15 protein-coding genes are annotated in these 13,004 nt (G+C 38.7%); 13 read left to right on the top strand and 2 right to left on the bottom strand.

Annotation, left to right across the window (positions count from 1 at the left end; genetic code table 11):
- The first annotated feature begins 1 nt into the window (after position 1).
- The 9 genes from ACPPVU_RS22895 (at position 2) to ACPPVU_RS22855 (ending at position 5,810) form a co-directional block, all read left to right on the top strand.
- Complete coding sequence (locus ACPPVU_RS22895; RefSeq protein WP_426669057.1) at positions 2-589, top strand: cytochrome c oxidase subunit 3; 588 nt, start codon at positions 2-4, stop codon at positions 587-589.
- Positions 590-610: 21 nt separating this feature from the next.
- Complete coding sequence (locus ACPPVU_RS22890) at positions 611-1,321, top strand: cytochrome c oxidase subunit 3 (RefSeq protein WP_426669056.1); 711 nt, start codon at positions 611-613, stop codon at positions 1,319-1,321.
- Positions 1,322-1,331: 10 nt separating this feature from the next.
- A complete protein-coding gene (locus tag ACPPVU_RS22885; RefSeq protein WP_426669055.1) occupies positions 1,332-1,679 on the top strand; it encodes a cytochrome C oxidase subunit IV family protein in 348 nt (115 codons plus the stop codon).
- Between the two features lie 41 nt (positions 1,680-1,720).
- Positions 1,721-2,377 (top strand): SCO family protein, encoded by a 657-nt coding sequence (locus tag ACPPVU_RS22880; protein ID WP_426669054.1) that lies wholly within the window; start codon positions 1,721-1,723, stop codon positions 2,375-2,377.
- Positions 2,378-2,383: 6 nt separating this feature from the next.
- Positions 2,384-2,959 carry a DUF420 domain-containing protein gene (locus tag ACPPVU_RS22875; RefSeq protein WP_426669053.1) on the top strand — a complete coding sequence of 192 codons (576 nt, stop codon included), beginning with the start codon at positions 2,384-2,386 and terminating at the stop codon, positions 2,957-2,959.
- A gap of 116 nt (positions 2,960-3,075) precedes the next feature.
- The gene (locus ACPPVU_RS22870; RefSeq protein WP_426669052.1) at positions 3,076-3,351 is read left to right on the top strand and encodes a hypothetical protein; all 276 of its coding nucleotides are present in this window, start codon (positions 3,076-3,078) and stop codon (positions 3,349-3,351) included.
- A gap of 93 nt (positions 3,352-3,444) precedes the next feature.
- Complete coding sequence (locus ACPPVU_RS22865) at positions 3,445-4,110, top strand: DUF2461 domain-containing protein (RefSeq protein ID WP_426669051.1); 666 nt, start codon at positions 3,445-3,447, stop codon at positions 4,108-4,110.
- A gap of 21 nt (positions 4,111-4,131) precedes the next feature.
- Positions 4,132-4,959, top strand: a complete 828-nt coding sequence (locus ACPPVU_RS22860) for an OmpA family protein (protein WP_426669050.1) — start codon at positions 4,132-4,134, stop codon at positions 4,957-4,959.
- A gap of 89 nt (positions 4,960-5,048) precedes the next feature.
- Positions 5,049-5,810 (top strand): metallophosphoesterase family protein, encoded by a 762-nt coding sequence (locus ACPPVU_RS22855; RefSeq protein WP_426669049.1) that lies wholly within the window; start codon positions 5,049-5,051, stop codon positions 5,808-5,810.
- Between the two features lie 95 nt (positions 5,811-5,905).
- On the opposite strand, the gene ACPPVU_RS22850 is transcribed toward ACPPVU_RS22855, so the two are convergent.
- Positions 5,906-6,214: a DUF4286 family protein gene (locus ACPPVU_RS22850; protein ID WP_426669048.1), complete on the bottom strand. Its 309-nt coding sequence runs from the start codon at positions 6,212-6,214 to the stop codon at positions 5,906-5,908.
- 231 nt (positions 6,215-6,445) lie between these two features.
- Entirely contained in the window at positions 6,446-8,254 is a 1,809-nt protein-coding gene (locus tag ACPPVU_RS22845) for a tetratricopeptide repeat protein (RefSeq protein ID WP_426669047.1), read from the bottom strand.
- A gap of 156 nt (positions 8,255-8,410) precedes the next feature.
- On the opposite strand from ACPPVU_RS22845, the gene ACPPVU_RS22840 reads away from it, so the two are divergent.
- From ACPPVU_RS22840 to ACPPVU_RS22825, 4 genes are read left to right on the top strand one after another with little or no spacing between them, the layout of a single operon-like run.
- Positions 8,411-10,303 (top strand): alpha/beta hydrolase family protein, encoded by a 1,893-nt coding sequence (locus ACPPVU_RS22840; RefSeq protein ID WP_426669046.1) that lies wholly within the window; start codon positions 8,411-8,413, stop codon positions 10,301-10,303.
- 12 nt (positions 10,304-10,315) lie between these two features.
- Entirely contained in the window at positions 10,316-11,956 is a 1,641-nt protein-coding gene (locus ACPPVU_RS22835; protein ID WP_426669045.1) for a sensor histidine kinase, read from the top strand.
- A 17-nt stretch (positions 11,957-11,973) separates the two neighbouring features.
- Positions 11,974-12,666 (top strand): response regulator transcription factor, encoded by a 693-nt coding sequence (locus ACPPVU_RS22830; protein WP_426669044.1) that lies wholly within the window; start codon positions 11,974-11,976, stop codon positions 12,664-12,666.
- A 23-nt stretch (positions 12,667-12,689) separates the two neighbouring features.
- Positions 12,690-12,980: a GIY-YIG nuclease family protein gene (locus ACPPVU_RS22825; protein ID WP_426669043.1), complete on the top strand. Its 291-nt coding sequence runs from the start codon at positions 12,690-12,692 to the stop codon at positions 12,978-12,980.
- Positions 12,981-13,004 lie beyond the last annotated feature (24 nt).

Here is a 13,004-nt window from a genome sequence, read left to right as displayed (position 1 = left end):
GATGATGGCTCAGATACAAGAAGAAAAAGACAGGTTAAACCTGTCGCCCAAAAAGTTTAATATGTGGTTGTTTATTTTCACCTCATTTATGCTTTTTGCAGCATTTACCAGTGGTTTTATTGTGTATTCGGGGGGCAGGGGACACGGAATAAATGTACAATTGCCTGATGTGTTTAAATACAGTACTGCTGTGATCATTATCAGCAGTATAACTTTATTTTTAGCATCAAGGGCCACAAAAAGGTTGGAATTTGCAAAACAAAAGCTTTTTTTGTGGTTAACCTTTGCATTAGGGATAACTTTTTGTTGCTTGCAGGTATATGGCTGGTATTTGCTGGCATATAAAATGCGGATATTTTTTACCGGCAATGCGAATGCTTCGCAATCATTTATTTATGTGTTTACAGGAGTGCATTTAATACACATTGTTGCTGGCTTGCTGGTAATAATTAACGCTTTAAGAAATGTTTATCGCAACACATCACAGGTAATCAATTTATACAAAATGGAAATGACATCAATATTTTGGCATTTTCTCGATATTATATGGATTTATCTATATGTTTTTTTACTTTTGAACCAATATTAATAACACAACAATCAAGTACAAATGAGTACAACTGTATCACAAATAGACGAAGTTAAAACAACGCCATGGGCGGGGGGAAGATCGCCTTTCGCTGTTGAGTATGGTAAAATGATGATGTGGTTTTTCCTCCTTTCGGATGCGTTTACCTTTTCATCATTGCTGATCTCTTACGGTGCATTACGTTTCAGTTCAAACGCGTGGCCGGCACCAGACCTGGTTTTCCAGTCGGTACCCGGAATGATTGAGCACGGGGCACCACTTGTATTTGTTGGGTTAATGACCTTTATATTGATCATGAGCTCGGTTACCATGGTATTAGCTGTTGAGGCTGGCCATCGTAATTCTAAGAAAGAAGTTGTTTGGTGGATGATCGGTACTGTTATCGGTGGCTTAATGTTCCTGGGCTGCCAGGCGTTGGAGTGGAACCATTTACATAGCGAGGGCTTTTGGTGGGGCTCAATACCGAGTATAGAAGAGCTGAAAACCCTTTTTCATGGTGCGCCATCAACTACTTATGCACATCAGTTTGCTAACTTATTCTTTACTATAACAGGTTTCCACGGATTCCACGTATTCAGTGGTGTTGTTATCAATATCATTATTACCATTAATGTTTTAATGGGTACTTATGAGAAACGCGGAAGCTATTTAATGATCGAAAAAGTAGGCCTTTACTGGCACTTTGTAGATTTGGTTTGGGTATTCGTGTTCACTTTCTTTTACTTAGTTTAAAAATCATCGTATGTCTTCAACAGAAACAACTCATACAGAACATCATGCCGAGGAGCATGAGGGCATGACCAGGAAAAGAATCTGGAACGTTTTCTTTGTATTACTGGGTATCACTTGTGTAGAGTTCTTTATAGCTCTTTATTTGGTACCGCACGGTCATATGACCTATCATAGTGCTAATCCAATATACATCGTTTTAACGTTAGCTAAAGCGTTCTATATCGTTGGCTATTTTATGCACCTTAAATTTGAAAAACTCGGGTTGGTGTTTGCAATCATAGTCCCTGTTTTGTTTATCATCGGTTTGATCCTTGTGCTTACAAATGAAAGCCACCACTGGATCGATCTGAGAATGTAATGAGCAAATTAAGCTTAATAAAAAAAATTCTAATCCTGGTAATGATCTTAGCTTTACCAGGATTTTTATATTATTTGCTAACCGTAAAAGGGGAGAACAGATATCATAGTCTGCCTAAGTTCGGTCCTAAAGAGTTAGCTAAAACTACCCATCGTGTTAAAGGCAAGGATATTCCTGACACTATTTATCATACCTTAAACGATTTTCGTCTATACGATCAGGATGGTAAGGAAGTCTCGTTGCATTCATTTGATAACAAAATATTTGTAGCTAATTTCTTCTATACACATTGCCCAACAGTTTGCAATGTGATGAATGCCAATATGGATAGTTTGGCGCAAGCCTGGGCAAAAAACAAAATGGTTTATTTTGCTTCGATCACCGTTGATCCTGAACGTGATTCGGTAAAAGCTCTTAAATCTTATACTAAGAAATTTGTCTCATTACCAAAATGGTCGTTCATGACCGGGGACACCGCTACCATATATCACCTTGCGCGTGAGGGGTTTTTGGTTAATGCACTGAAAGCCGGTAATGATGATTATATCTACTCAGATAAGCTGATATTAATTGATAGCCATAAAAGAATTAGAGGATATTACTCCGGTACCTTATTAAAGGATGTTTTGAGGTTAAATGACGAGATCAAAGTGCTGATAAAAGAAGAATTGTTGAACAGGGAGCAACCCTTATATTGATAACAAATGACTGATAAATTTATATTCCGTTTTGTGGCTGCGATATCTACTTTTGTATTTGTGGTAGTGCTTGTTTTAAACAGGCACCTGATACCTGCGCCTGCCACTGTTCCGTCATTTGTACCTTATTTGCCTAAGCTTAATGCAATATTGAATGGTACATGCAGCGTTTTGCTGGTGACCTCGCTTTATTTTATCAAACAGAAAAATATTACAATGCATAAGCGGATAAATATCCTGACCTTTTGCCTGTCGTCGTTGTTTTTGGTATCGTATATATTGTTCCACTATTTGAATCCCGAAACCAAATTTGGTGATTTGAATAGAGATGGCGTTTTATCACCTGATGAGCTTGCAGCTGTAGGGTCTGTACGTACTATATATCTAATCATTTTAACCTCACACATAATACTTGCTGCCGGTGTTTTACCATTAATACTATTGAGCTTTTACCGCGGTTTACAAATGCAGGTAGAAAAACATAAGAAACTGGTAAGATGGGCGTTCCCTATATGGTTATATGTTACTGTAACGGGGGTGATTGTTTATTTCATGATTGCGCCATATTATCCTTTTAGGTAGAAAATTGAAATAAACTCTAAACCCTAAATTCTAATTTCTAAACCCTAAATTCTAAACAAACTCTAAATCCGAAATCGAACATCCGAAATCCGAATTATATAAGTATTTTTGTAGCGATGAAAAGCATTAGAATATTCTTCGTTTCAGTTGCTTTCAGCCTGATGGTATTAGGCTCGCTGGGAGTGAAAGCGCAATGTGCAATGTGTACCACTGCTGTTGAATCTAACAACAAAAGCGGAAGCAAAACTACGCACGGTCTTAATAATGGCATTGTTTATTTATTGGCAGCACCATACCTGGCAGTAGCAATTGTGGGGATTATATGGTACAAAAAATATCGCCGCAAGAATGTTGATCTGAACATTCACCACGAGAAACTGAATTTAAATTAATAGTCAGCTCCCACTTTACTTTCGCTGATAAATTTCAGATATTCACGTCTGTAATACAACACTTTAAAAACACACTAGCAGGTAGTCCAGATCATGAGGCTTAACCCGGAAACATTTGATTTTTTAAAAAAGCTGGTTGCAAATAATAACCGCGAATGGTTCCAGGCAAATAAAGCTGATCATGATAAAGCCCGTGAAAATGTAATTGAATTTGCCGGGGCATTGATCAAACAATTGCATTTGGTAGATCCGCTGGTTGATGCTGAGCTTGATCCTAAAAAATGTGTTTTGCGCATTTACCGGGATATCCGTTTCAGTAAGAATAAAATCCCATATAAAAATAATTTTGGAGTAAGCATACCCACCTTGGGTTCAAAATTAGGAGGGGTAGAATATTATTTCCATATACAACCCGACAAAGCATTTATCGCCGGCGGATATTGGATGCCCGACACCGAACATCTAAAGAAGATACGCCAGGAAATTGACTATAATGCAGCTGATCTGAAAAAGGTTATTGATGATGCAGAATTCAGAAAACTCTTTGGCGATTTTAGAAAGCAGGAGCAATTAAAAACCATTCCGAGAGAGTATAGTGCTGATAATGAAAATATTGATTTGCTAAAGCTAAAAAGTTTCATAGTTTCACATCAGATAAGTGATAAGAACCTGATGAAAGCGGATGGAGTTGAATATATTGCAGATGTTTGCAGTAAACTATACCCGCTTAACATTTTCTTAAGAAACGCACTTGCTTAACCATTTGTAAAACCACAAACCATGAAATTAAAATATTATTTATTAGCCGCTATTTTGTGTACAATGCTGCATTCATGCGTTATACTGTCACCCAAAAAATATAAAGCATTGCTGGCAGAGCGTGATTCGCTTTCAAACCACAATACCAGTCTGGAAGCACAGCTTTCAAGTTTACGGGCTGATACGATGAACCTGCACCACCAATTGGCAGACCTGCAAAACAATTATAACGCGCTTAACGCCAACTATAATAAACTGAATGATAATTATAGCAGCAGCTCGACAAAAGTAAGTCAGCTCTCAAGCGACCTACAAAAAAGGGAACAACGCCTAAAGGAGGTTGAGGATGCGCTAAAGAAACGTGATGCAGCCACCAATGCATTGAAGGATAAATTGCAGAAGGCGTTATTAGGTTTCCAGAACAGTGGATTAACAGTTGATATCAGAAATGGGAAAGTTTATGTTTCCCTGGCTGATAAATTGCTTTTCCCATCAGGCAGTATTGTGATTGATGAGCGTGGCAAGCAGGCATTAAATCAACTTGCTGTAGTAATTAATAAAGAACCGGATATCAATATAGCAGTTGAAGGCCATACCGATACTAAAAAAGTGATCAACCTTGGACAAATCAAAGATAATTGGGACTTGAGTGTATTACGTGCAACATCAGTAACACGTTACTTAACCGAGACACAAAATGTAGACCCTCACAGGCTTACAGCAACCGGCAAAGGTCAGTTTCAGCCGATCGATCCGGGTACAGCAGCTGATGCTTTGGCTAAGAACAGGCGTATTGAAATTGTATTGTCTCCCAAACTGGATGAGTTATATAATTTAATAAAACAATAAACCCCCTGGCCCCCTGAAGGGGTAATAATAAAACTTAGGCTCCTGAACAAGGGGCCTTAGTTTTTTGTTACTATCAGTAAATTCAAATCATGAAATCTTACGCTATCATTTCGGATATACACGGTAACTCTTTAGCCTTTGAGGCTGTTTTGAAAGATATCAGGTCGCGGGGAATAAAGCAGATCATTAACCTGGGTGATTATTTCTTTGGAGCGCTTGAACCGGAGGCGGTCGCCAATCTGATGCGTGAAAATGAAATGCTATGTATCAGTGGTAATACCGATAGGGAAATATTACAAGCTATCGATAGTGATTTTACCAAAGAAGGAATGGACAGAGTAAAAGCCGACTTGTCTGAAAAAAGTATAACATGGCTTCGAACTTTACCTAAAACTTCAACATGCGACGGATTATTTTTTGTTTGCCATGGTACACCCGAAAGTGATGATGAATACCTTTTAGAAAAAGTAACAGCAAAAGGTGTTTTTATTCATAATGATGAAGACCTTGTTAAACGCACTGCTCATATTAAGGAACGTATTATATTATGCGGGCATTCGCATGTAAACCGGGTGATTTATCTGAGCAATGACAAGATCATCCTCAATCCCGGCAGTGTAGGATTACCGGCTTACCTCGGTAACGGTGAGCATCGTTTTGCGATGGAATCTATGACGCCACATGCCAAATACGCTGTTGTACATGCTGATGGGGACCATGTCAGCATTGAACAGGTACTTTGCGCTTATGACTGGCACAAAGCCTCGGAAGCAGCCCGGAAAAATGGCAATGAGAAATGGGCCACTTTTTTACTTTATGGCCGTATGCCGAAGGAGTTGAGGGTGGAATGAGGTCGGATTTTGGATGTCAGAAGTCGGATGTCAGATGTCAGAAAAAAGAAAAATATGAAACTCTGACTTCTGAACTCAGTCCTCAGAAATCCAAATTAAATCTCATCTATCGTTTCCATTAACGTATGGAACAAGGCAAAGCGCTCTTCAAATTGGGCGTTGTGGGCCTGGTGTAATTGCTCCATTTGTTTATAGTAGAAATCACTGTATCGTTCTATAGCATCAGTATGATACTGGATGCAATAAGTAACACCCTCGTTTGGGGAATCAAGAACAGTTAATGCTTTATAGCTGTCAAAAGCACCCGTAGCCATTATGGCAGGGATATGATTATTTTTTATCCATAATAACCATTCGTCAATAATGGTATCGTCGACAATAAAGGTTTCGTTGTAAACTAACATGCGGCAAAAGTAGTTATTTAGAACCATAGATTAGAGTCAAGATGCAAGAGCCAGGAATCAAGATATAGATTAGAATCAAGATACAAGAGTCAAGAATCAAGATATGGATTTAGAGTCAGGATACAAGAGTCAAGAATCAAGACATGTATTAGATTCAGGATGTAAGAGTCAAGATATATTTTTAGAAGCTTTGTCTTGACTCCTGATTCTTAGCTCTTGATTCTACTCTACCTAAGAAGCATCCGGTTTATCACCCCTTAAAAGCCTGAAACGTTTCCTGGCTTCATTGATCCACAGGCTGCCGGGGTAATCGGTTATGATTTTCTGATAATAGATTTTCGCCTGGTCTTTATTGGCAAGGTGGTTCTCGTAAATGTCACCAAGCATAAATACAGCATCATCGGCCCAAAGGTTAAATGGGTGTTCGGCAACTATTTTCTTTAAAGGAGCTACGGCGTCATTAAAATCCTTTTGTTGGATCAGTATGCGCGCTTTTGCCATCAAGATATCATCGCTTAAACTATTATTCGGGTATTTAACATCGATACTATCTAATATCGTTACCGCTTTTTCTGGTTGTTCTGCAAATATTTGCAGATCGGCGCGGGCGTACATTTTGAGGGCACTTCCGGCAGTATCAGCTAATATATTATCTGTAATGAGTAACGATAGATTCAATGCATCATTTGCGATCAGTTGCGAAGTTGCAGCTTTTAATACATCAAGCTGGCCTTTGGCCCACTTAAAATCACCAGTGTAATAAGCAAGTTTTGCATTTCTGAATTTTGCATCCTGGCCGATGTTGGTATTCGGATAACCTGTTTCAACCTGGCCATACAATAAGGTGGCTTCCCAGGGCTGGTTATTCATAATGTATACGTCCCCAAGGTCAAGCTTGCAGCTATTCAGCAGGTTAAGCTTAATATTAGGGATATTGATTGCCTCTTCCAGTAGTTTTTGGGCATCATTTAGCTTATGCAGTTTAAAAGCCTGCAATTTGGCTAATCGCTGCATGGCAAAAACGGTACTGCCTGTTTTACCAAATTCATTTATCAGTTCCTGGTAGTCCTTTTCCAGGCTTAAAAGATCAGCTTGTGTGTATTTACCAGCCGTTACTAGTAGGTTTTTAGTATTGATCAGCTCAATTTTTGCCGGTATGTAAAGCTGGTTCTGTTTTCCCTTACTGATGATATATTCATAACCACGTATAGCGGGTTCATAGGCCTCGTCTGAAACAAATGTCTGGCATAGATCAAAAATACTGTTGCCGTCATCATTTTGTCTCCTGCTTAATGCAAGTGCCTGGTTTAGCGCCTGGTCATATTCTTTTTGCTGTAGAAACTGCCATGTAAGCAGATCTGTATAAATAATTTGCTGCGGATCTTTTTGTATACGTTTAAAGAGGGCGGCCTTCAGCATATTGTAATCATCCTCACCCTCATATAGAGAAGACAGCGTGTTTTCTGCCTGGGTGATGAATGCCGGATTGGATGGTAGAAAATTTAAATATTCTTCTGTTAGCGCCGGCTTGTCCCGTTTGTACCGGTACAGGTTAATTAATTCAAAAGAATATAGGTTATCGTTACGCAGTAATTTACGGCCCTGCTCAAATATTTTAATGGCATAATCAACATTCTCGGCCTGGTAAAACTGTGTTGCAAGGTTAGCAATTGCACCTGCATCTGCTGGCAGGTTTTTAAGCAGGTCGTCATATACGGAGTTGGCTTTATCTGTTTCTCCTTTTTGCGTATAAATGCGGCCGAGAGCTATGCTATATTGATAATCGCCCGGATGCTTGCGGAGCATTTTTTTGGCGATATTTTCTGCGTCATCAAACTTTTTTACACTTAATAACCCATTTATATAATAAGGAAAGTATACTTCATTATTCTGTTTATATAGCTTTTGATAAATGTCGAGCGCTTTTTGGAATTCGCCATTTGTGGTAAATTGCCTTGCCAATTGCAGGTCGTTTTCCTGGGCGAAAAGCCTGGAACTAAGCATAAACAGAAAGAAAAATGCCAGGATAATCCGCTTCATTAAATCAAAATTAATCAATTATTACCAATAGTGCCGATGGACAAAATGATTGTTACAATAACGCTATAATGCAGTAAAATTGTAGTGACATTTTGATTCCATTAAGTAATTTGATTAAGTTTAACATAATATAGTGGTTTGAACCGATTGCGTAAAATGCTAAACCGTTTAAGATTTTTATTTTTTATATCCATAATATCCATAACATGCTCCTGCAACCAGGAACATGTAAGGCAAATACCCATTAGTGATTTTTTTAAGAATCCTGAAAAGAGCTTTTTTAGACTATCACCGGATGGCAAGTATATCTCCTACTTAAAACCGTATAAAGGAAGGCAAAACTTATTTATACAATCGCTGGCTGATGGAAAAGAACAGATGGCCACTTCATTTGCTGACTACTCTGTTGGCAATTATTCATGGACCTACAGTAACCAGATAGCGCTCATACAGGATGTTATTTCGCTGGATGAGTTTAAGTTGTTTGCATTGGATGTGCCGACATTGAAGCTGAGAAGCATTCTTGCTTTGGATAAAGGGCGTGTGCGCATTTTGAATAATCGAAATAAGGGTGAGCCTGATGTGATCACCATAAGCATGAATAAGCGTGACCCGACAAACTTTGATATTTTCAAACTGAATATAAGAACCGGTCAGCTGCAACCCTATCTTATAAACCCCGGCAATATTACCGAATGGTTCCCCGACGACGATGGCAAAATTCGCTTGGTGAAATCTTCTGATGGAGTAGACGAGACCATTTTATATCGACCCAATGACGATGCTCCCTTTAAACCGATCATTAAAAATAATTTTATAAACAGGGTTCAGCCTATAGCTTTTACGGGCACTAAAAATTACTTCTATGCCTTGTCAAATGTCGATCGCGATAAAACGGCATTGGTGGAGATAAATGCTGAAAATGGCAAAGAGCAAAAATTAATATTTGGCTGTGATAAAGCCGACATCAGCACAGTAGATTACTCGAGAGATAAACACCGGCTTGAATTGGCAACCTGTGATGAAGCAAAACCCGGGAAGCATTTTTTGAATGAAGATATAGAGCATATCTATAGCAACCTATCACAACAGTTACATGGCACAGAGATCAATATTATAAACAGGGATAGTGCTGAAGATAAACTCCTGGTGTCTACCTATACTGACCGTAACCCCGGCACCTATTATCTGTATGAACGTCCTACAGGTAAATTAACCAAGCTCGGCGATAAGAACTCCAGTATCAAACCGGAAGAATTATGCGCTATGCAACCTGTTTCATTCAAAGCCAGGGATGGACTATTGATCAATGGATATCTGACGCTACCGCAGGGGACAAAAACAACCGACCTGCCCGTAGTAGTGCTGCCGCATGATGGGCCATGGAAAAGAGATACCTGGAATTATAGCGATGAAGTGCAGTTTTTGGCTAATCGTGGTTATGCAGTTTTTCAAATAAATTACCGTGGCTCTACAGGCTATGGCAAGGCATTTTTCCGCGCAGGATTTAAACAAACAGGCGGCAAAATACAGGATGATATAACCGATGGCGTAAACTGGCTGATCGGTAAAAATATTGCAGACCCTAAAAAGATAGCCATATTCGGGGCCGGATTTGGTGGATTTTCGGCATTATACGGCGTGTCTTTTCATCCGGGGCTTTATAACTGTGCTGTGGTACAATCCGGACTGATTAACTTTTTCACCTACATTAAAGATGTCCCCCCTTATTTGAAGCCCCGCTTGCAAATGACTTATGAAATGATTGGCAACCCCGAAACTGATGCAGAACAATTAAGGGCCATATCGCCGGTATTCCATACAGACAAAATAAAAGCCCCTGTGATTATTTTCCAGGGGGCTAAGGACGAAACTGCCAATATCAGCGAATTAAATCAGTTTGTACGTGAATTGAAGAAACAAAATGTACCCGTCAAATATTTTTTAAAGCAAAATGAACGCAAGGTTTTCAGGAATGAGCATAACAGGATGGAGATGTACACCGAAATAGAAAAATTCCTGAATGACAATATGCGGGTGAAACATTAAACCCGTTTGCAGATGAAGGCGCAGCAGAGTGTTTACAGAAAAAATTTTTCATTAATTATTGCTTTCCTGATCTTAATATCAGTAACCTTTATTATTGCGCTTTTTATTGCTTATAGTCTTACTTCCAAATATGTAGAGAATGAGTTCGCCGCAAAAAAGATTGATGTACTGGAGCAAACCATAAAACCATACAACGATTTTTTTCAGAACAGGATACCCGAAATAACCTTTTACCAGGGCTATCTTGATTCTGCTTCTGCGGCCAAGTATTCAGGGTCTGTTTTTAATGATTACCCTTTTGTAGTGCGCATCATTTTTTACGATGTGCAGATAGGAAGTGATCTTGAGGCAAACAGGGGATTGGATATAGGTATTAAGTCGATATATGAATATCGGTATAAAAACAAAGAGATCATCGGTGATAAGAAACACGGTCCTGAAAATTATAACGACTTTACAGCGATGGCTAACAAGCTGAATAGTTTTGTGACTTTTGCTGATACTTCGCGTGAACCTACCCAGGATGAAAAGTTCAAGACTTTTTATGACATCAGACCTGAGAAGATAACCTATTTAAATATACCAAGGCGCGAAGAGGTAAAACGCTATCGCGAGCTACAGAAAGGGACTTATCGTTCGTCCTTTTACAAACAAAACATGCTGACCTTTATTTTAAATCAGTATGCGCTTAAGGTGAAAAATACCCACCCGGAGTTGTATCGGGATGTCGCTATAAAGCCTGTTGTATATGATCCATTAGATAATGAAAACAATAATATAACCACAGAAGCAGCTTTCCCGGGTGCTTTTTCAGACTATAAGTTATATTTCAGTTCGCCTAAGGACTATCTTACTACAGAAACAAACCGCAGGTTTATGCCTATTGGTGCAATGGTTTTATTGATCTTTTGTTTCCTCGTATTAATTGGCTGGCTCATTTATCGTAACCTGAATGTTAACATGAAGCTGTTTAAACTGCAATATGATTTTATCAATAACTTTACCCATGAGTTTAAAACACCTATCAGTGTTATAAAAATAGCGGGTTCCAATCTACGCGGTGATAGTGATCTGAGCGAACGTCAAAGGAAGCATTATGGGAAAATACTGGATGAAGAAGCGGATAAGCTGAATGAATTAATGAACAAATTACTATCATTCACGCAGCTGGAGAATAAATCGATCAGCATTAAAAAAGAAGAGATTGATATAGAGGATTTTGTAAAAAGTTATATCGAAACGTTCAGGATAAAGTATCCGGATTTTAAAATGAATTATAAAGTGCATGGTATCAGTAACTTTTATAGCGATCCGGTGTTATTGGGTAGTATCTTTCAAAACCTGATAGAAAACGCTTATAAATATTCTAATCCCAGGCATAAAGATCTTTACATGAATATCAGCCTGGAAAAGAGGAATATCGTATTTTCATTTAAAGACAAAGGCATTGGCATAGCAAAAGAAGAGATAAGTAATATATTTAAGAAATTTTACAGGATAGAGAACCAGTATAATCAGAACGGAAGTGTGGGACTGGGTTTGGCATTCTGCAAAGAACTGGCTAATTTTATGAACGGAGAAATAACGGTTAACTCGAAGATTAACGAGGGATCGGAATTTATAGTTACTCTTCCTTATGAAACTGCCGAATAAATGATCACAATCAAATTATGGAAAAAGAAATTAAAATAGCGCTGGTTGAAGATGATGAAAACCTGCGTTTCCTGGTAGCTGAACGTTTGCAATCAGAAGGTTATAAGGTATTGGAAGCCGATAACGGGGATGATGCTGAAAAAATGATATTGGCAGAACAGCCACATATTGTACTGCTGGATTGGATGCTGCCGGGTAAACAAGGGGCTGATGTTTGCAGCGCTGTAAGAGAACAGGGCTTTGATAAGCTGGTGATCATGATGACCGCTAAGGCGCAGGATGTAGATAAGATCGAGGCCTATAACTTCGGTGTTTCTGACTATATCACTAAACCATTTAATATGGATGTGTTGGTAGCGCTGATCGATAATAAGATCAAATTTTCATTGAACAGCGAGAAAACCGAATCGTACAAGTTTGCCAATATGGAGCACCAACCCAATACGCATTTGCTGATAAGGGATGGCCGTAAAGTGGAGCTTACCATACTGGAGAACCGCATATTGCTTTACTTTTTGAAGAACAAGAACAAGGTGATCAACCGCGAAGAGCTGATGATGGAAGTTTGGGGCTATAATGCCGATGTAAATACCCGTACGCTGGATATGCATATTGTAAGGTTGAGAAAAAAGATCGAGAATAATCCTGATTCGCCAACTTACCTGCAAACTGTGAGAGGTATTGGATATAAGTTTGCTTATGAGGGATAGTACTGAAGCCGGATAATGGAAATATGAAACAATATTTCGTTTATATTTTGTTATGCAGTGATAATTCCTACTATACAGGTATTACTAATAACTTAGAAAGACGCTTCTATGAGCATCAATTGGGAGAAGATTCCCAATGTTATACCTATAAACGGAGACCCCTAAAGCTTGTGTTTTGTGAGAATTTTGGTGATGTAAACCAAGCGATCGCTTTTGAGAAACAGGTTAAAGGATGGCGGAGAGCTAAAAAAGAGGCCCTGATTAACGGGAATTGGGATTTACTGCCGGAACTATCAAAAACAGCAAAAAATTAAAAAAAGGGTGTCACACTGAGCATG

The sequence above is a fragment of the Mucilaginibacter sp. McL0603 genome (genome assembly GCF_049992945.1).
GTDB lineage: Bacteria > Bacteroidota > Bacteroidia > Sphingobacteriales > Sphingobacteriaceae > Mucilaginibacter.
This window is presented reverse-complemented; position numbering and strand designations above follow the sequence as displayed.

What these genes read in the sequence shown, in the direction of transcription:
- ACPPVU_RS22845 (WP_426669047.1), bottom strand. Translation starts at nt 8,254, where the DNA reads ATGAAGCGGATTATCCTGGCATTTTTCTTTCTGTTTATGCTTAGTTCC.
- ACPPVU_RS22895 (WP_426669057.1), top strand. Translation starts at nt 2, where the DNA reads ATGATGGCTCAGATACAAGAAGAAAAAGACAGGTTAAACCTGTCGCCC.
- ACPPVU_RS22840 (WP_426669046.1), top strand. Translation starts at nt 8,411, where the DNA reads ATGCTAAACCGTTTAAGATTTTTATTTTTTATATCCATAATATCCATA.
- ACPPVU_RS22885 (WP_426669055.1), top strand. Translation starts at nt 1,332, where the DNA reads ATGTCTTCAACAGAAACAACTCATACAGAACATCATGCCGAGGAGCAT.
- ACPPVU_RS22875 (WP_426669053.1), top strand. Translation starts at nt 2,384, where the DNA reads ATGACTGATAAATTTATATTCCGTTTTGTGGCTGCGATATCTACTTTT.
- ACPPVU_RS22825 (WP_426669043.1), top strand. Translation starts at nt 12,690, where the DNA reads ATGAAACAATATTTCGTTTATATTTTGTTATGCAGTGATAATTCCTAC.
- ACPPVU_RS22870 (WP_426669052.1), top strand. Translation starts at nt 3,076, where the DNA reads ATGAAAAGCATTAGAATATTCTTCGTTTCAGTTGCTTTCAGCCTGATG.
- ACPPVU_RS22865 (WP_426669051.1), top strand. Translation starts at nt 3,445, where the DNA reads ATGAGGCTTAACCCGGAAACATTTGATTTTTTAAAAAAGCTGGTTGCA.
- ACPPVU_RS22830 (WP_426669044.1), top strand. Translation starts at nt 11,974, where the DNA reads ATGGAAAAAGAAATTAAAATAGCGCTGGTTGAAGATGATGAAAACCTG.
- ACPPVU_RS22835 (WP_426669045.1), top strand. Translation starts at nt 10,316, where the DNA reads ATGAAGGCGCAGCAGAGTGTTTACAGAAAAAATTTTTCATTAATTATT.
- ACPPVU_RS22860 (WP_426669050.1), top strand. Translation starts at nt 4,132, where the DNA reads ATGAAATTAAAATATTATTTATTAGCCGCTATTTTGTGTACAATGCTG.
- ACPPVU_RS22890 (WP_426669056.1), top strand. Translation starts at nt 611, where the DNA reads ATGAGTACAACTGTATCACAAATAGACGAAGTTAAAACAACGCCATGG.
- ACPPVU_RS22850 (WP_426669048.1), bottom strand. Translation starts at nt 6,214, where the DNA reads ATGTTAGTTTACAACGAAACCTTTATTGTCGACGATACCATTATTGAC.
- ACPPVU_RS22880 (WP_426669054.1), top strand. Translation starts at nt 1,721, where the DNA reads ATGATCTTAGCTTTACCAGGATTTTTATATTATTTGCTAACCGTAAAA.
- ACPPVU_RS22855 (WP_426669049.1), top strand. Translation starts at nt 5,049, where the DNA reads ATGAAATCTTACGCTATCATTTCGGATATACACGGTAACTCTTTAGCC.